The organism is Neorhizobium sp. LMR1-1-1.1 (assembly GCF_040675795.1).
Classification (GTDB): domain Bacteria; phylum Pseudomonadota; class Alphaproteobacteria; order Rhizobiales; family Rhizobiaceae; genus Neorhizobium; species Neorhizobium cellulosilyticum.
Window position 1 is genome coordinate 83,809 of record NZ_JBEGHE010000013.1, and the last position, 21,926, is coordinate 105,734.

Consider the following 21,926-nt stretch of genomic DNA (forward strand, 5'->3'; position numbering starts at 1 on the left):
ATGAAAGGACTCTTGTCCATCGCCATCCTGGCATCGACCGCCATCGGCTTCGCCGGCCAGGCCCAATCGCAAACGGTTTTCCTGTCCACCCAGCTCCGCCCGATCGAGGAGGCGACGGCGGTGCGCGAGGAGCTGTTGAGCGGTCTCGACAAGCCGGTCGACTACGTGGTCGAGGAGCCGCCACAGTTTGCCGTCCGCATGGAGGCAGAACGTCAGGCAGGCAAGCACACGATCAGCCTCGTTGGCGCATTGCACGGTGAACTATCGCCGCTTGCCGACAAGCAGATGCTCGAGCCCCTCGACGATCTGGCCAAGAAGCTAGCAGATGCCGGCATGCCGCAGTCGCTGATCGATCTCGGCAAACTCGGCAAGACCGAACAGCAATATATCCCGTGGATGCAGGCAACCTATGTCATGGCCGCCACCAAGGACGCGCTGCAATACCTGCCTGAAGGCGCCGACATCAACAAGCTCACCTATGATCAGCTGATCGAGTGGGGCAACAAGATGAAGGACGAAACCGGCGCGCCGCAGATCGGCTTCCCGGCAGGACCGAAAGGCCTGATGCCGCGTTTTTTCCAGGGCTATTTCTACCCGTCCTTTACCGGCGGCGTGGTGCGCACCTTCAGAAACGCCGATGCCGTAGCCGGCTGGGAAAAGCTGAAGGAACTATGGACCGTCGTCAGCCCCAACTCGACCAATTACGATTTCATGCAGGAGCCGCTGGCTTCCGGTGAAGTCATGGTTGCCTGGGATCACGTTGCCCGCCTCAAAAACGCCATATCCGGCTCGCCGGACAATTACGTCGTCTTCCCGGCACCGGCTGGTCCGAAGGGCCGCGGTTACATGCCGGTCGTCGCCGGCCTCGCTATCCCCAAGGGCGCACCGGACGCGGCGAACGCCACCGCCGTTATCGAACACCTCGCCACCCAGGATGTGCAGCTGCAGACGGCCTCGCTCGTCGGCTTTTTCCCGACCCTGAATGTGCAATTGCCGGAAGATCTTGACCCGGGTGTTGCCCTGCTTGCCGGTGCCGTCACCGCCACCCAGAGCGCACCGGATGCCGTGATTTCGCTGCTGCCGGTCGGCCTCGGCGATAAGGGTGGCGAGTTCAACAAGGTCTATATGGACGCCTTCCAGCGGATCATCCTGCAGAACCAGCCGGTTGCCGACGTCCTGAAGATACAGGGTGATACCATGACCAAGCTGATGGCCGACACCAAAGCCCCCTGCTGGGCCCCCGACGCCAAAAGTGACGGCGCCTGCCCGGTCGAGTGATGGTTTCGGCCTGCCTGGGCTTCGGCCCGTCGATAGCATGGCAGCCCCTTATCCGCCTGCCGGCACCTTCTCCCCGCTCGCGGGGAGAGGGCTAAGGTGAGGGCCTTTCGCCGCTCATCGCAAAATTCAAAAAAAACAAAGGGTAACCGATGACCCAAAGCCGAAGCTGGATCCCCTACGCGCTGATCCTTCCCTCCGTCGTATTTCTAGGTCTGTTGTTCGTCGTACCGCTAGTGCAGACGCTGTGGCTGGCGGTATCCGACAACGGCACGCCGTCGCTTGCCAACATGACGACGATGGTTACCGACCTCAATTTCGGTCGTTCTGTGCTGAACACGTTTGTGCTGACGCTCGCCGTCGTGCCGATCCAGATCATCATGGCGCTGACTATGGGCTCGATGGTCGCCAATATGAACGGCGGCCGCGAGACGATCCTGTGGATCTGGACCATTCCGCTCGGCATTTCCGATCTCGCCGCCGGCATGGTCTGGCTGTCGATCCTGCAGAATACCGGTTATCTCAACTCGATCCTCTTCGGTATGGGCCTGATCGAGCGGCAGACAGCTTGGCTCACCTACCAGACACCAGTCGCCCTCTTTATCGGCATCGCCATTGCCGAGATCTGGCGCGGCACCGCGATCGTCATGATCATTATCGTCGCCGGCCTCAACCAGGTGCCGAAGGAGTTCAAGGAAGCGGCCGAAATCTTCGGCGCCAGCCCCTGGACCCGCTTTACCCGCATCACCCTGCCACTGATCCGCCCTGCCCTGCAGTCGGCACTGATCCTGCGCACCGTCCTTGCCTTCGAAGTTTTTGCCGTCGTCTACGCGCTCGGCGGCCGCAATTTCCCGGTCCTCGTCGGCGAGGCCTATAACTGGCAGAACCAGAACCAGAATTATGGTGTTGCCGCCGCCTATGCGGTGCTGATCATGGTCATCTCGCTCGCCGCTACCCTCGTTTATTTGAAGGCCGTCAAGGTCGATCCGGAGCGTCTGCCATGAGCAACACCATGAACACTTCCAGCACTGCCGGTTTCATCTCGGCCCGACGACTGCTATTCTGGAGCGGCATCGTTGCGCTCTGCGCCTGGGTTCTCGTCCCGATCTATCTGGTGGCGCTCGGCGCGCTGGGCGGCCGCACCGGCGCCTATCAGTGGCCTAAGAATTTTCTGCCCACCGATATTTCGCTACAGCCCTTCCTGCTGTTCCTGAGGACGGAAGGCGTCTTCCAGTCTTTTCTTAATTCGCTGGGAGCTGCCGGCATCACTGTAGCGCTGTCGATCGCGCTCGGCGCACCGGCCGGTTATGCTCTGGCGCGCTACAATTTCCGCGGCAAGGACAGCTACCGGCTTCTGGTTCTGCTCACCCGAGCCTTCCCGCTCGCCATTCTGGCCCTGCCGCTGACGGTTTCCTATATCCGGCTCGGCCTCTACGACACGGTCCTCGGTGTCGGCCTCATCCACACCGTTCTGGCACTACCCTTCGCGGCACTGGTCACGCAAGGGATCTTTCTCGGCGTCCCACGCGAGCTGGAAGAGGCTGCCTGGGTGTTCGGCTGCACCCGCATCCAGGCCTTCTTCAAGGTCGTTGCACCGCTTGCCCTGCCCGGTCTGGTGGCAACAGCTGTCTTTGCCTTCGTCATCTCATGGAATGAGGTTTTTGCAGCCTCGGTACTTACCGTGCGGCATCGCACTTTAACGGCCTATCTGCTCACCGTGCTATCGGAAAGCCCGATGCACTACCGCTTTGCCGGCGGCCTCATGCTCATCCTCCCCTCGGTTGTCTTCATCTTCGCAGTCAGGCGTTACCTGTTTGCGATCTGGGGCGTCTCTTCAAAATAGCAGGTAAACTCATGGCCAACATTGTCATCGAAAACATCAAGAAGAGTTTTGGTGCCTTCCAGGCGCTCAAAGGCGTCTCGCTAACGATCAATGACGGCGAGTTCGTCTCGCTGCTCGGACCGTCCGGATGTGGCAAGACCACGCTTTTGCGCATTATCGCAGGTCTGGAAACATCCACCTCGGGCGACGTCCTTATCGGCGAAAAATCCGTCATCGGCTTTCCACCGAAGGATCGCGGCCTTGCCATGGTGTTTCAGAACTATGCCGTCTTTCCGCACATGACCGTTTACGAAAACGTCGCCTTCGGCCTGCGCATGCAGAAGGCGGATGATGCTCGTGTTAAAAAGCAGGTCGAAAAGGCGGCCGGCCTTTTGCATATCGAACCCTATCTCGACCGTTATCCCAACAAGCTCTCCGGCGGCCAGCGCCAGCGTGTCGCGGTTGCCCGCGCGCTTGCCGTTGAACCCGGCGTGCTTCTGATGGACGAGCCGCTCTCCAATCTCGATGCACTCCTGCGTCTGGAAATGCGCACCGAACTGAAGACCGTGCTGCAGGAGGCCGGTACCACGACCATCTACGTCACCCATGACCAGACGGAGGCAATGGGCCTGTCGGACCGTATCGCCGTCGTCCATGACGGGCGTATCGAACAGGTCGGAACACCGGTCGAGGTCTATAACCACCCCGCCACCCGCTTCGTCGGCGGCTTCATCGGCAATCCGCCAATGAACTTCATCACCATGCCGGTAACCAACGGGCAGGTCGCTGCCGGTTCGCAGCAATTTGCGGTTCCTGCCCAGGGCGGCGAGATCGTGCTTGGCCTGCGTGGCGAAACCGTCGAGCGGGCACAGAGCGGGCAGGGACTGGACATGCAGGTTCGCGTCGCCGAACCAATGGGCTCGCACCTGCTCCTCACCGGCAGCATTTTCGGCCAGCCGGCCCGCGTCATCCTGCCCGCCACCGAAACCGTGAAGAACGGCGAGACTGTCGGCCTGACCCTTGACCCCAAACGTCTGACATGGCTGTCGCCCGAGAGCGGCGTCTCTTATCCGGCAGCAGCTTAAAATTCTGGAGTTCCAAAATGACCAAGCACTTTGACGAGGCTTACCGTATCCTCGCGGCCAATGATCGCGGCGGCTACACCGTGCCAACCGATCGTCTGTATCCCTTTCAGTGGAACTGGGATTCCGCTTTCGTTGCAATGGGTTTCGCCACCTATGACATCGACCGCGCCTATCGTGAACTGGAAAGACTGGTTGAGGGCCAGTGGGAAGACGGCATGATCCCGCATATCGTCTTCCACCAGCCGAGCGACACCTATTTCCCCGGCCCCGGCGTCTGGCGCACCGGGCATACGATCCCGACATCCGGCATTACCCAGCCCCCGGTCTTTGGCATCGCGCTGCGGGCCGTCCATGAAGCCGCGGAAAAGGCCGGTACCGCAAACGCCAGGGCACGCACGCTCGCCCTTTTCCATGCCGGCCTTAAATGGCATCGCTGGTGGTATTCCGCGCGCGATCCCGAGGGCACCGGCCTCGTCGCCCTGCTTCATCCGTGGGAAAGCGGCAGCGACAATTCTCCCGCCTGGGATATCGCCCTTGCTCGCGTACCGACCACGACCGACACCGCCGTCGTGCGCAAGGATACCGGCCATGTCGATGCCGCCATGCGCCCGCGTGACGAAGATTACCGCCGTTTCATCCATCTGGTCGATACCTATGCCGCCTGCGGCTGGGAGCCGGCAAAACAGTGGGAAAAGGCCCCGTTCAAGGTTGCCGAAGTCCAGACCACCGCGATCCTGCTCAAGGCTGGAGAGGACTTGGTACATCTTGCCGGCATCCTCGGTTTGGATGAGGCGGCTGAGGAACTGGCCGTCTATAACACGCTTACCCGCGAAGCCCTGTTGGCACAGTGGCGGCCGAAGCTTTCCCGTTTCGTATCGCGCGATCTAATCTCAAACGAGGATATCGAAGCGCCGACCCATGCCGGTTTCATTCCGCTCCTTGCGCTCGATCTGGACAAGGGCATGGCCGATGCGGCGGCAGCCGAAATGAAACTCTGGTCGGATGGAATGAAGGTAGCGTTTCCGACCACCAAGCCATTCGTCGGAGGTTTCGAAGCAAAGCGTTACTGGCGCGGCCCATCCTGGGCGATCATCAACTGGCTGCTGATCGACGGACTGACGCGCAACGGACTGGCCGACATGGCTGTATCTCTACGCTCAAGCACAGTCAGCGCCATCGAGACCGAGGGTTTTGCCGAATATTTCGATCCAATCACCGGTGAGGGATGTGGCGGTCTCGGCTTCTCCTGGACGGGCGCGGCCTATCTCTGCCTGGCGGCGTAACTTCGGCGTGCCTGCCGTCGCATCAAGCAATGTTGGCAATCTAGTCCGTACAATGAACGGTGGGGCGAAGACCGCCCCACCGTTCAGGCCCAATAGCCACCGATGCTGCAAGTTATAAGGCAGAATTGATTATGTCGTGGAATGATCAAACGGTTCGAACTCTGTGCGCCGGATGTTTGACGCTGCAGTCGAAAGCGCCTCACCGTCTGCGGCGGTGTTGCGTAACCTGCCCCCGAAACCGTCAGGCAGATGCATTGTCATTGGGGCCGTCAAAGCATCGGCTGCAATGGCAGCAGCACTTAATGCAGCCTGGCCGGACGTGGCTAGCAAGCTTACATCCTTCCCTGCCTTTCGCGCCTGGAAATGGATAGGCAGGCGAGTGGATCTCAGACAGTCACGACGGAAGACAGTTTCTCTCATATTTCGGCTTCAATCGGAAAGCGGACACCGGCGTCGCCGCACCTCAAGAGCGAGCTGGCGATCGTTGCCGGCATCGCCAAGGCCACGCTTTCCGATAACCCGAAGTTGAAATGGGATGAATGGACCGCCGATTACGGACTGGTTCGCGACCTGATTGAGGCAAGCTATCCCAAGGACTTCAAAGACTACAATCAACGCATGTTTCAGCCGGGGGGCTTTTTTCGGGGTAATGATGCACATGATCGCGTTTGGAATACGGATGAGAAAAAGGCTGTGTTCACTACTCCGGAACGGCTGAATGCTCTGTCCTTCGAAGAACGTGCTGGCCGATACCGCCTCGTCACCATGCGCTCCAACGATCAGTTCAATACAACGATCTACGGCTATTCGGACCGTTTCCGTGGCATTGAAGGGACACGCGACGTAGTCATGATGTGCGAGGAGGACATCGAGGCGTCGGGCCTTTCTGCCGGACAAAGTATCCGACTGGTCAGTGATTTTGACGATGGAAAACGGCGGGGACTCGGGGGACTGATCATTACCCCCCATAATCTGCCCCGTGGTACGATTGGCGCCTATTATCCGGAAAGCAATGTCCTTAACGCGATCGATCATCACGATCGACTTTCCAAAACGCCTGCCTCGAAGGCTATCCCTGTCCGGATCGAGACGTAGCGACCTCAGCTGTCTTTATGTGACATGAACAGAGCGGAGCACTGGGACAAATGGAAACCACACGGACACTCAACGCCGTCGACGGCGATGTAACAGCGCGACGATTATCGAGGTAACTACGATGTCTGATATTGACAAGACACACCAGGGTACAGAGCGCCCATTGGGACGGCGCTTCAGCGTGGAAGCTGGAGAAAGCCTAGATCCGCAAGACGACGGCTCGTTCGTTGGAACCGAGACGAGAAAGGTTTACACCAGGTCGTTATCGGTAGTCCTGCGATGCAGAGGTATTGACTGGTTATGATTGCCTAAAACTCTGAAATTAAGACAAGCTTTCGAACGGAATCGAACCACCCGACATCGGCGATATCTGATTGGACGGCCACTAAACCGCTTCGGCGATCAAATTCTGACTATTCTTGGTAACAAACGATCGGCAAGTGCGTTCTCCCGTGGCACTGGAGAACGAACTATGCAATCTGCAAGGTCTACCGATCACTTCAAGACAGCGTCGACAACGGAAGTCGAGCTCGAACGGGCATTCTCGCCGAAAACTCTGATCACACCACCAGTTGCACCTACAGCGCTGTGGACCATCGAACGGGGCATGTCGCCTGTAATCGCAACTGCGGTCCATGAGGGACACTCTACACGACTGAACCTACAGCCTTTATTCGGCTTGGATCATCAGGAGCGGTTACGGGAGGAGGATCCCTACACCGAGTTCACCATTCGCGATGTTCCCAATCGCATCGTCTTTCATCGCTCGCGTTTCGAAGTGGACATCAACCGCAATCGGGAGGGCGCCATATATCTGACGCCGGAACAGGCATGGGGTTTAAATGTGTGGGCAGGAGCACTTGCGGACGACGAGATAGAAGCCTCCCTACAAACCCATGACGCCTATTACGATATGCTGCTGGCTTTCCTGAAGGGTATCGAGCGCCAATTCGGCCGATTTGTCGTTCTCGACATCCACAGCTACAATCATCGCCGTGATGGGCCAGCCGCTCGACCTACGCCGCCGGAGCGGGCACCGGACATCAATATAGGCACATTCTCGATGGACAGCGAGCGCTGGGCGCCGGTAGTCGATGCACTCATCGGCCATCTCCGATCGCATACGATCAATGGCAGCCCTCTGGACGTGCGCGAAAACGTAGCATTCCAGGGCAAGGGAGAACAGACCCGGTTCATCCACGAGCATTTTCCCAAAACGGGCTGCGCAATCGCGGTCGAATTTAAAAAGTTTTTCATGGATGAATGGACGGGTGAACCAAATACTGGTGTCCTCGACCAGCTTCGCCAGGTCGTTGCAACAGCCGTCCCGATACTCGAGAAGACGCTCGCGAGCCAGCCATGACCAACGCCTCGTCGCAAACTCGCAGCAGTGACGACAACTGGCTCGACGAGATCGTATTCTGCCTTGCCCACGGCAAGTCGATCCGGCGCGACCTGCCCGGCGGAGGACGGCTGCATATCGACCGGCCGCTTCCCTTCCTTTGCGTCCATATCGCCGAGGACGGAGCAGAGCCGGCCGCCCGCGACATCGCACAAGCAAACGCGTCCTATCTCATAACTCCGCATGCGGCATCCGCGATCATGGTGATCGAGGCGATAGAGGCTCCGCTGCGCAAACAGTTCGGCGCATTCATCCTGTTCGACATCGGCGAGTTGAAGCAGGATCGGTTCCTGACCGACGATGCGCCTTTCCTGCCTCCATTCGAGATTGCTATATGGGCGAGCGCGGACATGGCGGAGGCGGCTGAAACATTTTCCGCCGCGATAAGCGACAGCGAGACAAGGTTTCGAACGCCGCGAGTCGAACGCGCGGAAGCGCCTCCGGCGCGCGAAGATAAGGCGTTGGGGCGTGACCTCGGCTGTTCGACACTTGCCGTCAGGTTTGCCCCCGTCTACCGGCAACCCGGCAGCGACCAGATTTATCCGGAACTTCACGACCAATTGGTGTCGGTCCTGTTCGACGCGGGTCTGCGAGCCATCGCGTGTGTCGTCGAAGCCGGAAAAATCCTCCAGCCGAAGACGCATCGGGCACTCGGACGCAGGGCCTTCGTGGATGCGGTCTCGCGTGTCGACCGAAGCTTTGACGAGGTGGCCTCGACATTCGATTTCCTGCTGGCGGTCACGCCGATCAATGCCGAGTCGGCTTTCGAAGCGTTCAAGCGAGAGGGCCATCAACCCGTCTTTCTGTACCGTCCTCTTGCCCTGCAGGTCGAGGCGGCAAAACGGAAGCTCTTTTCGATTTCCTTCGACCATCTCGAAGACCCGGTCCTGTACCAGCTTTATCGCGAAAAACAACAGGAACTCGATCTTCAGCTCTCGCTCCTTTCCTCCCGCCAGAAACCGCAGTTCGTCGAATTCGGTCGCGCGCTATACGGTCCGGTGGAACCCTCGCTGCTGCGCGAGGCGCAGATCATTCTGTCGCAGCTTACCAATACGGAACCCAGCGGTGACGACGACGGGGCGGCACAGGGCCGGATGGCCGACTGCTTTCAGGTGGAACGACGTGCCCGCACGATGATTGCCGCCTATCATCGCCGGCTGAAGGAGTTCGACGTCTCCGTCGAGCTTCGCGACGACCTGCCGTCCGGCCTCATGGTATCTGGCCATCGCTTGTTGATCGCACGCAGCACCGTGATGGACATGGCTCGGGTCGAGCCGCTGCTGTCGCATGAGATCGGTGTCCACCTGCTAACCTATTTCAACGGATCGGCCCAGGGCCTGCGGCTGTTTCGCTCCGGCCTTGCGGGATATGAGGGCATGCAAGAAGGTCTGGCCGTTTTCGCCGAATACCTGTCGGGCGGCATGACGCCGGCGCGCTTGAGGCTGATTGCCGGACGGGTGGTTGGATGTGCGTCGATGCTGGACGGAGCAACCTTTACCGAAACCTACTCTCTTCTTGTCGAGCAGCATAATTTTACGCCGCCGGCCGCGTTCAATATCGTTCTGCGGCTTTATCGCGGCGGCGGCCTGGCCAAGGACGCGATCTATCTGCGCGGTCTGCTTGCCCTGCTCGATCATCTGCGCACCGGTGGCGCACTCGAACCCTTCTGGATGGGTAAGATAGCCGCCTCGCATTTCGGTGTGATGCAGGAGTTGGCAGAGCGCGGCCTGCTGCGCCTGCCGGCGGTTCGTCCCCTCTTTCTCGAAACCGAAGACGGCCGCACCCGACTGGCACGCGCCAGAGACGGCATGCGTCCTCTCGACATGATTCAACGACAGGAGGCGTGATGCGGATTGCATTTTTTGTGAACTCGATTGCCGATGAGGCCGCATTCTATACGACTACGGCGCTAGCGCTTGCCGCAATCGCCCGCGGCCATGAGGTTTGCTACCTGACACCCGGCGATTTCGTGTTGCGCCCCGATGACAGCCTGATGGTGCGCGCGACCACTGTCAAAAAAGGCAAGACCAGGAAGCCAGATACATTCATAGCGGCGTTGCAGGGCGAGCAGGCTGAGATCCATACGATCCCAATCGAGGAGATTGACGTCCTGTTGCTGCGGAATGACCCCTCTCAGGACGCTGATGAGCGGCCTTGGGCAGCCCATGCCGGCATCATTTTCGGTCGTCTAGCGGCCGAACGCGGCGTGCTTACGCTCAACGACCCTGACGGCCTGGCCCGCGCGCAAAATAAGCTTTATTTCCAGGGTTTTCCTGAGGCCGTTCGCCCAACAACCCTTATCTCTAAAAGCATCGAGGAGATCCGCGCCTTTATCGACGAGCAGAAACAGGGCGCCATCCTCAAGCCGCTGCAAGGTTCCGGCGGGAAAAACGTTTTCAAGATCGCCTCCAGCAAGGAAGCCAATCTCAACCAGATATTCGAGGCCGTCAGCGGCGAAGGTTACCTGATCGCGCAAGGCTATCTTCCCGACGCGACGGCCGGCGACATTCGTCTTTTCCTGATGAACGGTCGCCCGTTGCAGCGGGACGGCGCCTACGCCGCGCTGCGTCGTGTTCCGGCGAAGGGCGAGGTGCGCTCCAACATGCATGCTGCTGGTACTGCGGCAACCGCCGAGATCACATCCGAAATTCTTGCGGTGGCGGAAATGGTTCGCCCTAAACTGATAGAAGACGGCATGTTTCTGGTCGGACTAGACATCGTCGGCGACAAGATCCTCGAGATCAATGTCTTCACTCCAGGCGGCATTCCGGATATTACCGGGCTTCACGGAGTGGATCTGTCGGTCGACGTCATCATTGCGTTGGAACAGAAGGTCGAAATCCGGAACAATTACGCAGGTCAGATCAACAACCGTGCTCTCGCCACGCTGTAAAGTGGCTGATATCTTTCATAGATCGAGCACTGCGGTCTAGAAGGGATCAGACGTATGACCCGTCATTCCGACCAAGCGACGCTTCTAAAGCTCAGCAATCGCTTAGCCGCGGTATCAACCGCATTTTGAATTGGCATCACCAATTGTCAAAAGGATCGGCCGTGTCACGGCCAATCCGGCCAAATTACACCACCGGTGTTGTGGCGTCATTGTGGACAAGTCCGTGCGACTTCAGCTCCTGCCAGAATTTGTTCGAGATCTTGGTTTGCATCGCATTCCAGTCCTCACGGATCTGGCGATCGCTACCGGCGCCGATGACAAGCGCAACGGCGACATCTGGAGCCGCGAAAAACTGGATAGCGGCAGTGCGAAGGTCAACGCCATTGCGTTCCGCGACGTCGCGGAGTTTCGCCCGCTTTTCGATGACCTCGGGTGGGATCTTGTAGTTCTCCGCGCCGTAATTGTAGCGCGGGCTACCGCCAAGGAAACCGGCATTCAGGCTGGAGCCGATGACGAGCGAGACGCCTTTTTCGCGCACGGCCGGAAAAAGATGGTCGATGGTCTCAGCGTGGTCGATCAGCGAATACTGTCGTGCGCAGAGGCACACGTCCGGATCGGCATCGTCCATCACCTTGTGGATCGCCATCGGTGTGTTCACGCCGACGCCCCAGCCCTTAATCATCCCTTCGTCGCGCATTTTCGACAGCTCCGGAAACGCTCCCTTGCGGGCGATCTCGTACTGCTCTTCCCAAGGCGTCGGGAAAAACGCGAAATCCGGCGACAGGTCGTGGACGAAAGCAATGTCGAGGCTGTCGACACCAAGCCTCTGAAGACTGTCCTCGATCGAGCGGCGGACGCCATCCGCGGTGTAATCGATGACAAGATCGTTCGGAGAATCCGACAGAGGATACATCTTCTCGTGGCTGTTGGATTTTGACGCCTTGAGAAGCTTGCCGACCTTGGACGACAGAAGATAGTCGGAGCGCTTCTGATTGTGCAGGAAGTGGCCAAACCGACGCTCAGCCAGACCGAGGCCGTACCAGGGAGCGACGTCGAAATACCGGACGCCCACGTTCCAGGCCGTTTCAAGCGCGGCATGCGCCTCCTTGTCGGTGATCTTGTTGAACTCGTTTCCGAGCGAAACGCCGCCCATCCCGAAGCGGAATTCCGGCTTGAAGATATCTTTGGCACGTCCGGTCTTTGTCATTGCTGGCTCCGTCGCTGTTTGGATAGGGCACTGACTAGGCACCGCCCTTCGGATCAAAACGTTAAACCGGCGATGAGTTCGAGAGAAAATGATCGCCCGGCGGCAAGGTCCGTCGAGCGACATCCCGCGCTTGGCGCCGGAACCATTCGGCCGTTCGCCCGGTTACTCCGCCTCAACAAAGCGAGGAAGCAATCATGGCATTTATCGAAGCGAAGGACGGCGTTCAGCTCCACGTGAAGGATATCGGCAAGGGCCAACCGGTCGTACTGATCCATGGCTGGCCGCTGACCGGCGACATGTTCGAGTATCAGACGCTGGCGCTCCTCGAGGCCGGCTATCGCGTCATCACCTATGATCGCCGCGGCTTCGGTCAGTCAGGCCATCCAGGCGACGGTTACAACTACGATGTCTTCGCCGACGATCTGGCTGCTGTCCTGGAAGGCCTCGATCTGCAGCAGGCACATCTCGTCGGCTTCTCGATGGGCGGCGGTGAGATCGCGCGCTATCTTTCGCGGCATGGCGCAGGCCGCGTGTCGAAGGCGGTGCTGGTGTCATCGGTCGTCCCCTATTTGTTAAAGGACGACTCCAACCCCGACGGCGTCGATGCCAGCGTGTTCGCCGATATGAAGCAGCAGGTGCGCGAGGATCGGTTCGCGTTTCTGCAGAGCTTTGCCAAGACGTTTTACGGCGTGGGGCTCGTCAGCAAGCCTGTCAGCCAGGGCGTGCTTGACTGGTCCTTCGTCCTCGGCGTCATGGCAAGTCCGAAGGCGACGATCGATTGCATCGATGCGTTTGGACGAACTGATTTCAGGCCGGATCTGCAAGCCTTCACGGTCCCGACGCTCGTTGTCCACGGCACGTCGGACAAGACCGTTCCCATCGACCCTGCCGGACGTGCTGCCGTTAAAGGCATCGTGGGTGCGCGCCTGATCGAATACGATGGCGAACCCCATGGCCTTTTTGCCACCGCACCGGAAAGGTTGAACCGCGATCTCATCGAGTTCCTGGCCTGACCATCCTCGCTACCAGCCATGTTCATCGCAACATGGCTGGTAGCGCGCGCCCCCTTTGAACCAACAGGTGTGTCATGACGACATCAGCACGCAAACCGCCGGAAAAGCCTAGCGACGAAGCCGATCGCCACCAGGCGTTCTGCACTGGGTTTCACCCGGCTCGATCTGGCTTTCCTCTCACATTTCGATCGCGATCATATCAGCGGTTTTTCGCGCCTCGTACAGACATCTCGAATTCGTGTGATCCTTCTCCCCTATCTCACGCCCATCCAGCGCCTCGTCTTGGCGCTTCAGCAGGGCGTTTCAACCGACGACGCCGAGTTTGGCTTCTACGTTGACCCGGTCGGCTATCTCAGGGGCTTAGACGGAAGCGATATAGGCGAGATCGTGTTTGTGCTGCCCTCCGGACCAGAAGACGCCCGCCGCTTTCACCTATCGAACCGGGTCCAGATCTTGAGGGACCAGAAGAGCCCCCCATCAAGTTTCCCGAGGACACGCCACCGGAAGGGTCACAGGACGAGCTATTCAGTTCACAACACAATGCGAATGTTCGCTATCTGAAGCGAGGCGGAACGATATCAGTACCGTTCGACTGGGAGTTTCTTCCCTATAACGACCCCTCAGTGTTGCCCAAGGTCACGAAAAAATTTCAGATCGCAGCTTCGAAGTTGGTAAGGGAGATCCTGAACGTGCCGACGACGCGCAGCGCCACGCTCGACAAACTAAAGAAGCTCTACGATGCGCACTTTGGGACATCGCCCAAGAACCGGAATATCATCTCGCTCTTCGTCTATTCCGGCCCTGTCGATCAGTCTGCGATTCTCCTTTGGCAATCCTCTACGTGAGCCTGATTGCGGGACAAAGCGGTTTGCGGCGACTGTCGGACGAGATCGTCGCAGACCTGCCTTCGAAGATCGGAGGCGTCGTCCCCTCAATCATTGAGGATCCGGAAGGCGGCTTCGATCCGGATACGGTCCTCGCTCCGAAGGACCAACGCAAGGTCGACCGGTTCATCATCTTTGCACTGGCGGCCGCCGAAGAAGCCCTCGCGCAGGCGAACTGGAAACCGACGTCGAACGAGGACCGGCTGAGAACCGCGACGATCATCGCATCCGGCATTGGCGGCTTTCCTGCCATCACCGAAGCCGTCCGCACCGTCGATCAACGCGGTGTGCGCCGTCTTTCGCCCTTCACCATCCCGTCGTTTCTCGTCAACCTCGCAGCGGGACAGTTCTCGATCCGCCATGGCTTCAAAGGTCCTCTGGGGGCACCAGTCACGGCGTGTGCTGCTGGTGTCCAGGCAATCGGCGATGCTGCCCGGCTAATTCGATCTCATGAAGCAGACATCGCAATTTGCGGCGGGACAGAAGCCTGCATGAACATCGTGAGTTTGGGCGGTTTTGCCGCCGCCAGATCGCTGTCGAGCGGTTTCAACGAATCGCCCCGCCGCGCATCGCGCCCCTTCGACACATCACGCGACGGCTTCGTCATGGGCGAAGGAGCCGGCATGCTTGTCATCGAAGCTTTGAGCCATGCGCTCGCGCGCGGTGCAACGCCACTTGCCGAACTGGTCGGATATGGCACGACCGCTGACGCCCATCACATCACCTCTGGACCGGAAGACGGCAACGGCGCACGCAGGGCGATGGAGATCGCCATTGCGCAGGCCGGAATTTCTTCGTGGGAGATCGGCCATTTGAACGCTCATGCGACGTCTACTCCGGTCGGGGATCTTGGTGAAATAAGGGCCATCAAGAGCGTATTCGGGTCCGACAAGACGGTCGCCGTTAGCGGGACCAAATCGGCAACAGGGCATTTGCTCGGTGCGGCCGGCGGTCTCGAAGCTATCTTCACAATTCTGGCGCTTCAGAACCAGATCGCGCGCCGACGCTCAACCTGAACAGTCCCGATCCTGAAGCCGACGGCATCGATTTCGTTGCGAACCAAGCGCGTCGTTTGGACGCTGAGTACGCCATATCGAACGGCTTCGGCTTCGGCGGTGTTAATGCCAGCGCACTCTTCCGGCGTTGGCCAAAGGTAAACGGCACTTCGACATCTGCCATCGCCTGACAGTTAGCGTCGAGCGACGATCTCCTGAACAGCCTGATCGATCGAAGAACAACAGCTTCATCCGGTCACGCCGGCGATTGCTAGAAGGCAAACACCGCAGGGGCAAACGGGTCCAACGCCATCGTCTCGTGGACCAGGACCGCAAGGCTGTTGATGCCGGCCCGGAAGTCGATCGGCTCCCGATGCAGGTAGACCTTCAGATCAGCGCCCAGTCTGAACATGACCCAACGCTCCTATGATTTCCAGCCCATTCTCATCGTCATACTCAAGGGTCAGGCTGATCCCGTTCGGCAGGAGCGCACTCACCTTGGACGTCTGATACGGCTTGCCCAACGGCACGCTCTTTGTCAGTAAATCGCCGCCAGAAGTCGGAGGCATATCTGGAGCAATCTGAACCGGAACGAATGCCGAGACCAAAGGCAAAGGACGCTTCTCCATGGCCTTCTTTTTCCACTTGCGAACGAGATTAGCATTCACGCCATGTTCCCGAGCAAGTCGAGAGACCGAAACGCCGGGCTCCAACCACGCTGCGACGAGCTGATCACGCGAAGCAGGGTCATATCGACGGCGGCCGTCGCGACCAACAAGCAGCACCTGCAATTTAAGAGCATCTTCATCCATGATTTGGTGTCCACCTATTTTGGTGGACACCTCATGCCTTAGAGCGCTGCGCTTCAGAAGGTGCGCAGAAATTCGCGCTTACCTTCAATCATGCGCGATCGTATGTGAAGGATGTGAGTAGCGTGGTGACGAAATTGCTTGCCCGTTCCTTGACCAGCGTCTCCGTCCACTCGCTGGTGCCGCGGAGCCTCAAGTCTGTCTGGATGCTGTCGACGGCAGCTTCCTCAATTCGCTTGACGTGGGCGTTGAACGTAGCCTCTCCGCCGCCGTGGTACATGTCACGAATGACCATGCGCAGAATTTCCTGGATCGCAATCTGCCAGGCCGTATTGATCGCCTGCAGGTCTTTGGTGTTAGTTTCCATAGCTGCGGTCCTTGGGAGTTATGACTGAATGACGGGCGCGCCTCGAGTGAGGGCGCATCGCTGGATCGGCAGAAGCGTAGATCCGCCATCCTACAGGCCTAAGCCTGGCGGGACTTGCGGGCGGCGTAGCGTCGGTCGCGCTCAGCCTTGCGAGCGGCCTCGTCCTGAACCACCCGCGAGATTCGGGCATTTTCGGCCGAATTTCGCGCCTCGATCTCGGCCACGGCGGCCGCCTCGATGGCTGCCTGTTCTTGAGCGGCAAGGGTGACGATCCGGGTCTGTTCCTCGTGCTTTAGTCGTTCCCGCTCTGCACGGCGCGCCTCACGAGCTTCAACGAGGGAGATCCGCTCGGCCTGTCTGGCGGATCGTGAAGGCTCGGCCGCCTTCTTTGCTGAGCGGTAGGCGATGAGAAGGGCAGCTTTGGCGTCTGCAGCAGCCGAGCGTCGATCGGTGAGTTCGTTGTTTCTGGCGTGTCTCAAATCTTTATCCTGAGTTATCGTTTGGGATGTTCAGCTGAACTTCGATCGTTTGGCAAGCAGTGCGGATGTTGCAGATGCTCTGTCGGCGCGTTCCTTGGCGAGGCGCGCTTCGCGCAGCCTCATAGTCTTGGCGTCGCGAGCCTGAGCCATCGATGCGAGCTCTTCCGCCGCATTGTTCTTGGCGAAGAACTCCGTCTGAATATTGCCAAAGGCAGCCTCAGCCTGTTGTCGAGATTTACTGTATGTCTCTGTCATTTGTCGTCGATCTGGCTATGAGCCGAGATGAAAAAGGCCAGGCGAACCGCCTGGCCTCAAAATGATAACTGCTTCCGGCAGTGCCAGTACATCCGTGGTCAAAGGGAAGCAGATATCGATCAAGCGGACTGCAGATTGCAGGCTGACATCTTGCCCGACTTCATGTCGCGCTCGAGTTCGAAGCCGATCTTCTGGCCTTCGACGAGTTCGCGCATTCCTGCGCGCTCGACAGCCGAGATATGAACGAAGGCGTCAGCGCCGCCGTTGTCAGGCTGGATGAAGCCGAAGCCCTTGGTGGAATTGAACCATTTTACTGTGCCAGTGGTCATGAAGAACCCTTTCAAAGCATAGAGTGAGGGACCGCGAAGCAAGCACCACGCAGCGGAAAACCGACTATTTTTGAGAGAGAAGTTCGCTTAAAGCGCGGTGCCAATCGCGCGGTAGACAAAGCTCGGCAAGCAAAAGATCGATGAAGCAGAATTACCGAATAAAGAGTGCTACGTCAACGTTTAGTTTTCAAAATGATACATTTACAGCCTCGGGTTGCGTTATCTTTAAAACCGTGCGGCGCTTCGGCTGGATTAATTCCGGCGCACAGTATTCAGATCAGGGCATGGTCTGGCAACGAACCTATCCCGCAGTCTCTGTGGGCGGGAAAACGGCGGCAGCGCTCGCCTGATCATTCATGAGCTTGCGACGAACTCAGCGAAATATGGCGCTCTGTCTACGGTTAATGGTTACATCAATTTAGAGTGCCATCACGACGACGACACCCTAAACATCGTCTGGCGTGAGACAGGGCGGACCGCCTTCGCCCGGCGAGCCTACGAAAAGAGGCTTTGGCACGAAAATGGTCAACAGGACGGTGGAGGCCCAACTTATGGGCAAGATCGCGCGACAATCTAAAGGACTCGGCTTGGTGATCACACTTGCCGTGCCGCTAGCTGTCATTAGACGCTAGCGGTGGCTCGGAACAGCGGTCCCAACAGGCCCGCGCGAGGCTAAAGCCGAAGCTCCGGGAAAGTACATTTGTCCAGGGATCGACCATTGCAATTCGCGCGTACATGCGTTTATCGATTGTCCCGCCGATTTCCACCACACCAGGAGCCACCGTGCTTATCCTCGTCCGAGACAATAACGTCGACCAAGCCCTGCGCGTCCTCAAGAAGAAGCTGCAGCAGGAGGGCATCGTCCGGGAAATGCGTTTGCGCGAGCACTTCGAGAAGCCTTCGGAGAAGCGCGCCCGAAAAAAGGCAGAAGGCATTCGCCGCGCCCGCAAACTCGCTCAGAAAAAGCTGAACAAAGAGATGGGTCTAAGTCCTGCGAAGAAGTCGAAACCATCACGATCTAAATAATCGTCTCCTGATTTCGTAGGGCCGGTCACCTAGCCAGCCAAAGCATCGCCATATACGTCCGGTGATAGACAATGAACCCCCATCACCCGCACTCCGAACTTTCTGGCCGCTACACCGAGAACGGCATCACTGTCATTGTGGAAATCTTCCGCCCGTCCGGGGGAGATGATTGGCGGATGGAAGTCACAAGCCTAGAAGACCAGCTCACCGACTGGGATGAACGTTTCGCATCCGCCCATGAGGCATGGGAAGAGTTCATCTACGTCGTCAATACGGAGGGGATCGCGGTTTTTCTTTAGCGCCTCCCGACCTTATGGAGGAACTGAGATTGGCGTTCGACAGCGAAAGACGGCGAATGATTTTCGATCAGGTTCGCAGCAAGGCGATGTCGCGGGGCACGCCTATCGACGATGACCCAGAGTTTTTGGCTTGGGTCGAGCTGTGGATCAGCGGTGAGTTCGACATGTCTGAACTCAGGTCTCGATACAATGATCTCGCGATCCGCCGAGCTCAACGATCCAAGTCTGCCGCTGGTGCATTGGAACCCGTCGCCTCCGAAGCCACTACCTTGGATACCGATTGAACTTGATGGCGTCTTTTCCGGCAGCCTTCGCATCGTAAAGAAGCGGGTCGGCTTGCTTGAGGAGTTCGGAAACATCACGCTTTTCGCCCGTCCAGATACCGCCAATGCTGGTGCGGACGTCAGCGATCTCATTGGAAATTGCGGTAGGCTCCTTCATCCGTGCGAGTATCCGCTCAGCAGCCGCTTCGCCTGTGGACTGGTCGCCCGCGACGACCACAACGAATTCATCCCCGCCCGTGCGTGCCACAAGATCGCTTGCTCTGACGGCTGAGGTCAGGCGCGCGGCTGTGGTCTGCAGGACGACATCTCCCATCGCATGCCTATGAGCATCATTGACCTCCTTGAAGCCATCGAGGTCGAGTGCGAGGACAGCAAAACCGTCCGCAGACGTTAATGCCGCGAATTGCATGGACAGTTCACGCCGGTTCAGCAACCCAGTCAATACGTCAGTGCGCGCTGTCTCCTCCAGCATCTCGATCCGGCGACGCTCTTCGGTAGAGTCGATTGCCATCCCGACAATCTTGATCGGATGGCCGTCGTTGTCACGCAAAAGCCGCCTATCACAGCGCATCCAGCGTTCGCCGTGGACGGTGTCCAACCGGTACTCGGCGACATTCTGATCGAGCTTACCAGCGATCAGCGGTGTAAGATCGGCCTAGGCGCCGTCGTTTACGTTGACCCTGTTGACATAGCACTCAAGGTCGAGCCGCACAGCAGTCGGCCCACCGATGAACTGAGCCAGTCGATCCGAGGTCTCGAACTTGCCTGTCAGAATGTCCATCTCCCAATTAAGTGCCATAACCTGCCGGAACGGGCGCATTCTTACGGTTAAATGCCAAACGACACGGGTTGATCGACGGAGATCCGGGGCCGGACTAGGAAGCCATCCATCAAGAGCGGGATTGGGACGCCTCCATGGACCCACCGCACCAACAGAGACCTCGCTGGTGCGGGTCCATCGTGGCCCCGATATTCTGATCCTCTGTTGGTTCGCTTAACAGATGAGTCAGAGTTGACGCTACGAAAGGTGGAGAAGGCAGCGCAGGCTCTGACAACCGTGGTCAAGTCTGCATTGCAGCCGAAGCTATATTCAGCTCACTCGTGGGAGATCCGGAACCAGACACGCGACCGAATAGCGAGCGCGAGAACGACGGAGTAGATGACCAGAGCCGCCGCCAGTGCGACGTACAGTCCCGTCAGGCTGCCGGTGACCTTCAGCGCAATCCATCCGCCGCCGATTGCGATCAACAATCGAAGCAAGCCACATGAAAGAGGCCACAGCAGTTTTCCCGCACCCTGCGATGCAAAATAGAGCGACAATCCCAAACCGAAAAAGCCGTATACTGGGCCGACGATGCGAAGGTAGCTCACGCCGGCGTCCATGGTTCCCTGTTGTTCGCTGAACAAGGATATCCAGGCCGCTGGGAACAACGCCGCGACAATGCCGATAGCCTCTGTGATCACGAAGGCGATTGCTGCGCCGGTAAAAGCGATCTGTATCGCCCGGTCTCTTTTTCCCGCGCCGATATTTGCCCCTACCAGAGCCACCATGGGAGCACCGATCCCGAAGATGACCGGGATGAGCAGGAATTCAAGCCTTGCGCCAGTGCCAAAGCCCGCAACCGCCTCTACCCCGGCGGTTGTCGCAACAAATGCGGTCGCAATACCGATCGTGACGTTCGTCAGGACGGAATTGATGGATGAAGCTCCACCAAGCCGGAATATCTCACCGAACACGCTCTTCCGGTAATACCCTGTCCTGAAGCCAACCGTATTGCGTCCGGACAGAATATACCAGCCGAGAACCATGGTACCGCCCAGGCTGAACATGAGCAGCGCGAGGCCGCCACCCGCGATACCAAGAGCTGGCATAGGCCCGAAGCCAAAGATCAGCAGTGGAGACAATGGAACGAGCATGACCGCGCCGACGCAGGTTACGAGCGCCGGGAAAATTATGTTGCCTGTGCCGCGAATAATGCTGGCGAGGCCATTCATAAGCCATACCAGGATCATTCCACTGAACACCACTCTCGAGTAGGTGACGGCCGCTTCGAGTTCGCCACCCTGCCCGCCGAGTGCGCGGTAGATCGGACGGCCGAACATCAGCATGATCGCGGTAAAAACCAGACCCATGAAGATGTTGACGATCACGGCATGGGTTGCGATCAACTCGGCGTCTTTGTGCCTTTCCCCCCCCAAAGCACGACTGATGCCAGAGGATATAGACCCACCGAATGCGCCAGCCGACATCATCTGCATGAGCATGACGGGAGGAAATACCAATGCCATGCCGGCCAGAGCTTCCGTGCCGAGGTGAGAAACCCACCATGTCTCGATCAGGCCAGTCGACGCCTGCGCCAGCATGATCAAGATGTTTGGCCAAGCCATCCCCACAAGCATGGGAAGGACCGGATCGTTGAGCATCCGCTGGAGGCGTGGGTTTACCACGGGAATATCGTCGGTTATCGCCGCAGCACTCATGACCGAGCCTCATCGCCGGGTTTGAAATCTTGGATTGACGGATAACGTCGGCGGACACGATCTCCGGCAGCTGGACCAGCCGCGTAGACGAAAATCGGATCGTCCAGCCGCTGTCCTGTCCGCTCGTCGACGACGACTGGCTTGGCCACCTCGCCAGTTATCGAATTGACGACGACCACGCTCTCACCTTCTGGGGCAAGGTGACGATTGCCCCATGCCAGCATCGCCTGAAGAACCGGTTTGAAATCCAGACCAAGTTTCGTCAGGTGGTATTCCTCTCGCGGCGGGCGGACTGAATACCGACGACGTTCAAGCATTCTGCTCTCGACGAGGGCGTTCAATCTGGTCGTCAGAATGTTTGGCGCGATATCGAGGTTTTTCTGAAACTCGTCGAACCGCGTAGAGCCGGCGATTGCGTCGCGCATCACCAGAAACGTCCACGCGTCTCCGACGTGCTTCAAGCTTCTTAAGATAGGACATCCGGTGTCTGTGGGACCAGTGCGCTTCATTCATATCTCCATGAAGAAGGCACCGTGTCTCAGTTACTTTCATTTTGCAAGTGACATATTTCGCTGCTGCCGGATGATCCACTCTCCCGAGAGGAGCGTTGGACGCCTTGCGCAAGATCGCTGCCGACGAACTC

General features: G+C 58.4%; 25 protein-coding genes and 2 pseudogenes. 17 read left to right on the top strand and 10 right to left on the bottom strand.

Going from position 1 to position 21,926, the window contains the following annotated elements:
• From MRBLMR1_RS09090 to MRBLMR1_RS09135, 10 genes and pseudogenes are all read left to right on the top strand, one after another.
• Nucleotides 1–1,278 carry an ABC transporter substrate-binding protein gene (locus MRBLMR1_RS09090; RefSeq protein ID WP_148147169.1) on the top strand — a complete coding sequence of 426 codons (1,278 nt, stop codon included), beginning with the start codon at nucleotides 1–3 and terminating at the stop codon, nucleotides 1,276–1,278.
• Nucleotides 1,279–1,427: 149 nt separating this feature from the next.
• Nucleotides 1,428–2,279, top strand: a complete 852-nt coding sequence (locus MRBLMR1_RS09095) for a carbohydrate ABC transporter permease (RefSeq protein WP_500064160.1) — start codon at nucleotides 1,428–1,430, stop codon at nucleotides 2,277–2,279.
• An 8-nt stretch (nucleotides 2,280–2,287) separates the two neighbouring features.
• Nucleotides 2,288–3,118, top strand: coding sequence for a carbohydrate ABC transporter permease (locus tag MRBLMR1_RS09100; protein WP_148147177.1), 831 nt, complete (start codon nucleotides 2,288–2,290; stop codon nucleotides 3,116–3,118).
• 11 nt (nucleotides 3,119–3,129) lie between these two features.
• Complete coding sequence (locus MRBLMR1_RS09105) at nucleotides 3,130–4,182, top strand: ABC transporter ATP-binding protein (RefSeq protein WP_500064161.1); 1,053 nt, start codon at nucleotides 3,130–3,132, stop codon at nucleotides 4,180–4,182.
• Between the two features lie 17 nt (nucleotides 4,183–4,199).
• Complete coding sequence (locus MRBLMR1_RS09110) at nucleotides 4,200–5,465, top strand: MGH1-like glycoside hydrolase domain-containing protein (protein WP_500064162.1); 1,266 nt, start codon at nucleotides 4,200–4,202, stop codon at nucleotides 5,463–5,465.
• 131 nt (nucleotides 5,466–5,596) lie between these two features.
• Nucleotides 5,597–5,787: pseudogene (locus tag MRBLMR1_RS09115) on the top strand (DUF4147 domain-containing protein); the annotation flags it as partial.
• Nucleotides 5,788–5,828: 41 nt separating this feature from the next.
• On the top strand, nucleotides 5,829–6,560 hold the full coding sequence (locus MRBLMR1_RS09120; RefSeq protein WP_500064163.1) for a molybdopterin dinucleotide binding domain-containing protein: 732 nt from the start codon (nucleotides 5,829–5,831) through the stop codon (nucleotides 6,558–6,560).
• A 472-nt stretch (nucleotides 6,561–7,032) separates the two neighbouring features.
• Complete coding sequence (locus MRBLMR1_RS09125; protein ID WP_206828856.1) at nucleotides 7,033–7,923, top strand: N-formylglutamate amidohydrolase; 891 nt, start codon at nucleotides 7,033–7,035, stop codon at nucleotides 7,921–7,923.
• Entirely contained in the window at nucleotides 7,920–9,809 is a 1,890-nt protein-coding gene (locus tag MRBLMR1_RS09130; RefSeq protein WP_500064164.1) for a flavohemoglobin expression-modulating QEGLA motif protein, read from the top strand. The genes MRBLMR1_RS09125 and MRBLMR1_RS09130 overlap by 4 nt, the downstream gene beginning before the upstream one ends.
• Nucleotides 9,809–10,855 (top strand): glutathione synthase, encoded by a 1,047-nt coding sequence (locus tag MRBLMR1_RS09135; protein WP_500064165.1) that lies wholly within the window; start codon nucleotides 9,809–9,811, stop codon nucleotides 10,853–10,855. Before MRBLMR1_RS09130 ends, MRBLMR1_RS09135 begins: the two co-directional genes overlap by 1 nt.
• 184 nt (nucleotides 10,856–11,039) lie before the next feature.
• On the opposite strand, the gene MRBLMR1_RS09140 is transcribed toward MRBLMR1_RS09135, so the two are convergent.
• Nucleotides 11,040–12,062 carry an aldo/keto reductase gene (locus MRBLMR1_RS09140; RefSeq protein WP_500064166.1) on the bottom strand — a complete coding sequence of 341 codons (1,023 nt, stop codon included), beginning with the start codon at nucleotides 12,060–12,062 and terminating at the stop codon, nucleotides 11,040–11,042.
• 194 nt (nucleotides 12,063–12,256) lie between these two features.
• Here MRBLMR1_RS09140 and MRBLMR1_RS09145 point away from each other — a divergent pair, with 194 nt between their 5' ends.
• From MRBLMR1_RS09145 to MRBLMR1_RS09155, 3 genes and pseudogenes are all read left to right on the top strand, one after another.
• Nucleotides 12,257–13,075 carry an alpha/beta fold hydrolase gene (locus MRBLMR1_RS09145; RefSeq protein ID WP_500064167.1) on the top strand — a complete coding sequence of 273 codons (819 nt, stop codon included), beginning with the start codon at nucleotides 12,257–12,259 and terminating at the stop codon, nucleotides 13,073–13,075.
• Between the two features lie 623 nt (nucleotides 13,076–13,698).
• The gene (locus MRBLMR1_RS09150; protein ID WP_500064168.1) at nucleotides 13,699–13,920 is read left to right on the top strand and encodes a hypothetical protein; all 222 of its coding nucleotides are present in this window, start codon (nucleotides 13,699–13,701) and stop codon (nucleotides 13,918–13,920) included.
• Between the two features lie 2 nt (nucleotides 13,921–13,922).
• Nucleotides 13,923–15,145 (top strand): annotated as a pseudogene (locus MRBLMR1_RS09155) (beta-ketoacyl-[acyl-carrier-protein] synthase II); the annotation flags it as partial.
• A gap of 80 nt (nucleotides 15,146–15,225) precedes the next feature.
• On the opposite strand, the gene tnpB reads toward MRBLMR1_RS09155, so the two are convergent.
• The 6 genes from tnpB to MRBLMR1_RS09185 form a co-directional block, all read right to left on the bottom strand.
• The gene (gene tnpB, locus MRBLMR1_RS09160; RefSeq protein ID WP_500064169.1) at nucleotides 15,226–15,366 is read right to left on the bottom strand and encodes an IS66 family insertion sequence element accessory protein TnpB; all 141 of its coding nucleotides are present in this window, start codon (nucleotides 15,364–15,366) and stop codon (nucleotides 15,226–15,228) included.
• Nucleotides 15,347–15,766, bottom strand: coding sequence for an IS66-like element accessory protein TnpA (gene tnpA, locus MRBLMR1_RS09165; RefSeq protein ID WP_500064170.1), 420 nt, complete (start codon nucleotides 15,764–15,766; stop codon nucleotides 15,347–15,349). The genes tnpB and tnpA overlap by 20 nt, the downstream gene beginning before the upstream one ends.
• A gap of 88 nt (nucleotides 15,767–15,854) precedes the next feature.
• Nucleotides 15,855–16,130, bottom strand: a complete 276-nt coding sequence (locus MRBLMR1_RS09170) for a hypothetical protein (protein ID WP_148147148.1) — start codon at nucleotides 16,128–16,130, stop codon at nucleotides 15,855–15,857.
• Nucleotides 16,131–16,228: 98 nt separating this feature from the next.
• Nucleotides 16,229–16,609 carry a DUF6481 family protein gene (locus tag MRBLMR1_RS09175; protein ID WP_148147147.1) on the bottom strand — a complete coding sequence of 127 codons (381 nt, stop codon included), beginning with the start codon at nucleotides 16,607–16,609 and terminating at the stop codon, nucleotides 16,229–16,231.
• 30 nt (nucleotides 16,610–16,639) lie between these two features.
• A complete protein-coding gene (locus MRBLMR1_RS09180; protein WP_148147146.1) occupies nucleotides 16,640–16,864 on the bottom strand; it encodes a hypothetical protein in 225 nt (74 codons plus the stop codon).
• A 119-nt stretch (nucleotides 16,865–16,983) separates the two neighbouring features.
• The gene (locus tag MRBLMR1_RS09185; RefSeq protein ID WP_018902430.1) at nucleotides 16,984–17,193 is read right to left on the bottom strand and encodes a cold-shock protein; all 210 of its coding nucleotides are present in this window, start codon (nucleotides 17,191–17,193) and stop codon (nucleotides 16,984–16,986) included.
• A 140-nt stretch (nucleotides 17,194–17,333) separates the two neighbouring features.
• Between MRBLMR1_RS09185 and MRBLMR1_RS09190 the strand changes: the two genes are divergently transcribed.
• The 4 genes from MRBLMR1_RS09190 to MRBLMR1_RS09205 all read left to right on the top strand — a co-directional run bounded on the left by MRBLMR1_RS09190 (nucleotide 17,334) and on the right by MRBLMR1_RS09205 (nucleotide 18,802).
• Nucleotides 17,334–17,543, top strand: a complete 210-nt coding sequence (locus tag MRBLMR1_RS09190) for a hypothetical protein (protein WP_500064171.1) — start codon at nucleotides 17,334–17,336, stop codon at nucleotides 17,541–17,543.
• A gap of 433 nt (nucleotides 17,544–17,976) precedes the next feature.
• A complete protein-coding gene (gene rpsU, locus MRBLMR1_RS09195; RefSeq protein ID WP_500064172.1) occupies nucleotides 17,977–18,219 on the top strand; it encodes a 30S ribosomal protein S21 in 243 nt (80 codons plus the stop codon).
• A 71-nt stretch (nucleotides 18,220–18,290) separates the two neighbouring features.
• Complete coding sequence (locus MRBLMR1_RS09200) at nucleotides 18,291–18,518, top strand: hypothetical protein (RefSeq protein WP_148147144.1); 228 nt, start codon at nucleotides 18,291–18,293, stop codon at nucleotides 18,516–18,518.
• A gap of 29 nt (nucleotides 18,519–18,547) precedes the next feature.
• The gene (locus MRBLMR1_RS09205) at nucleotides 18,548–18,802 is read left to right on the top strand and encodes a hypothetical protein (protein WP_500064173.1); all 255 of its coding nucleotides are present in this window, start codon (nucleotides 18,548–18,550) and stop codon (nucleotides 18,800–18,802) included.
• Here the strand turns inward: MRBLMR1_RS09205 and MRBLMR1_RS09210 are convergent.
• From MRBLMR1_RS09210 to MRBLMR1_RS09220, 3 genes are all read right to left on the bottom strand, one after another.
• Nucleotides 18,783–19,313: a GGDEF domain-containing protein gene (locus tag MRBLMR1_RS09210; RefSeq protein WP_500064174.1), complete on the bottom strand. Its 531-nt coding sequence runs from the start codon at nucleotides 19,311–19,313 to the stop codon at nucleotides 18,783–18,785. The genes MRBLMR1_RS09205 and MRBLMR1_RS09210 overlap by 20 nt on opposite strands.
• A 584-nt stretch (nucleotides 19,314–19,897) precedes the next feature.
• Nucleotides 19,898–21,283, bottom strand: coding sequence for an MATE family efflux transporter (locus MRBLMR1_RS09215; RefSeq protein ID WP_500064175.1), 1,386 nt, complete (start codon nucleotides 21,281–21,283; stop codon nucleotides 19,898–19,900).
• On the bottom strand, nucleotides 21,280–21,792 hold the full coding sequence (locus MRBLMR1_RS09220; RefSeq protein WP_183687476.1) for a winged helix-turn-helix transcriptional regulator: 513 nt from the start codon (nucleotides 21,790–21,792) through the stop codon (nucleotides 21,280–21,282). Before MRBLMR1_RS09220 ends, MRBLMR1_RS09215 begins: the two co-directional genes overlap by 4 nt.
• Between the last annotated feature and the right edge of the window lie 134 nt (nucleotides 21,793–21,926).

Bases quoted from the DNA above. Each gene is read 5' to 3' on its own strand.
- MRBLMR1_RS09095 (WP_500064160.1), top strand. From the start codon at position 1,428: ATGACCCAAAGCCGAAGCTGGATCCCCTACGCGCTGATCCTTCCCTCC.
- MRBLMR1_RS09105 (WP_500064161.1), top strand. From the start codon at position 3,130: ATGGCCAACATTGTCATCGAAAACATCAAGAAGAGTTTTGGTGCCTTC.
- MRBLMR1_RS09135 (WP_500064165.1), top strand. From the start codon at position 9,809: ATGCGGATTGCATTTTTTGTGAACTCGATTGCCGATGAGGCCGCATTC.
- MRBLMR1_RS09090 (WP_148147169.1), top strand. From the start codon at position 1: ATGAAAGGACTCTTGTCCATCGCCATCCTGGCATCGACCGCCATCGGC.
- MRBLMR1_RS09140 (WP_500064166.1), bottom strand. From the start codon at position 12,062: ATGACAAAGACCGGACGTGCCAAAGATATCTTCAAGCCGGAATTCCGC.
- MRBLMR1_RS09180 (WP_148147146.1), bottom strand. From the start codon at position 16,864: ATGACAGAGACATACAGTAAATCTCGACAACAGGCTGAGGCTGCCTTT.
- tnpB (WP_500064169.1), bottom strand. From the start codon at position 15,366: ATGTTCAGACTGGGCGCTGATCTGAAGGTCTACCTGCATCGGGAGCCG.
- MRBLMR1_RS09120 (WP_500064163.1), top strand. From the start codon at position 5,829: ATGGATAGGCAGGCGAGTGGATCTCAGACAGTCACGACGGAAGACAGT.
- MRBLMR1_RS09185 (WP_018902430.1), bottom strand. From the start codon at position 17,193: ATGACCACTGGCACAGTAAAATGGTTCAATTCCACCAAGGGCTTCGGC.
- MRBLMR1_RS09100 (WP_148147177.1), top strand. From the start codon at position 2,288: ATGAACACTTCCAGCACTGCCGGTTTCATCTCGGCCCGACGACTGCTA.
- MRBLMR1_RS09190 (WP_500064171.1), top strand. From the start codon at position 17,334: ATGAAGCAGAATTACCGAATAAAGAGTGCTACGTCAACGTTTAGTTTT.
- MRBLMR1_RS09110 (WP_500064162.1), top strand. From the start codon at position 4,200: ATGACCAAGCACTTTGACGAGGCTTACCGTATCCTCGCGGCCAATGAT.
- MRBLMR1_RS09220 (WP_183687476.1), bottom strand. From the start codon at position 21,792: ATGAAGCGCACTGGTCCCACAGACACCGGATGTCCTATCTTAAGAAGC.
- tnpA (WP_500064170.1), bottom strand. From the start codon at position 15,766: ATGGATGAAGATGCTCTTAAATTGCAGGTGCTGCTTGTTGGTCGCGAC.
- MRBLMR1_RS09125 (WP_206828856.1), top strand. From the start codon at position 7,033: ATGCAATCTGCAAGGTCTACCGATCACTTCAAGACAGCGTCGACAACG.
- MRBLMR1_RS09210 (WP_500064174.1), bottom strand. From the start codon at position 19,313: ATGGCAATCGACTCTACCGAAGAGCGTCGCCGGATCGAGATGCTGGAG.
- MRBLMR1_RS09170 (WP_148147148.1), bottom strand. From the start codon at position 16,130: ATGGAAACTAACACCAAAGACCTGCAGGCGATCAATACGGCCTGGCAG.
- MRBLMR1_RS09215 (WP_500064175.1), bottom strand. From the start codon at position 21,283: ATGAGTGCTGCGGCGATAACCGACGATATTCCCGTGGTAAACCCACGC.
- MRBLMR1_RS09200 (WP_148147144.1), top strand. From the start codon at position 18,291: ATGAACCCCCATCACCCGCACTCCGAACTTTCTGGCCGCTACACCGAG.
- MRBLMR1_RS09130 (WP_500064164.1), top strand. From the start codon at position 7,920: ATGACCAACGCCTCGTCGCAAACTCGCAGCAGTGACGACAACTGGCTC.
- MRBLMR1_RS09145 (WP_500064167.1), top strand. From the start codon at position 12,257: ATGGCATTTATCGAAGCGAAGGACGGCGTTCAGCTCCACGTGAAGGAT.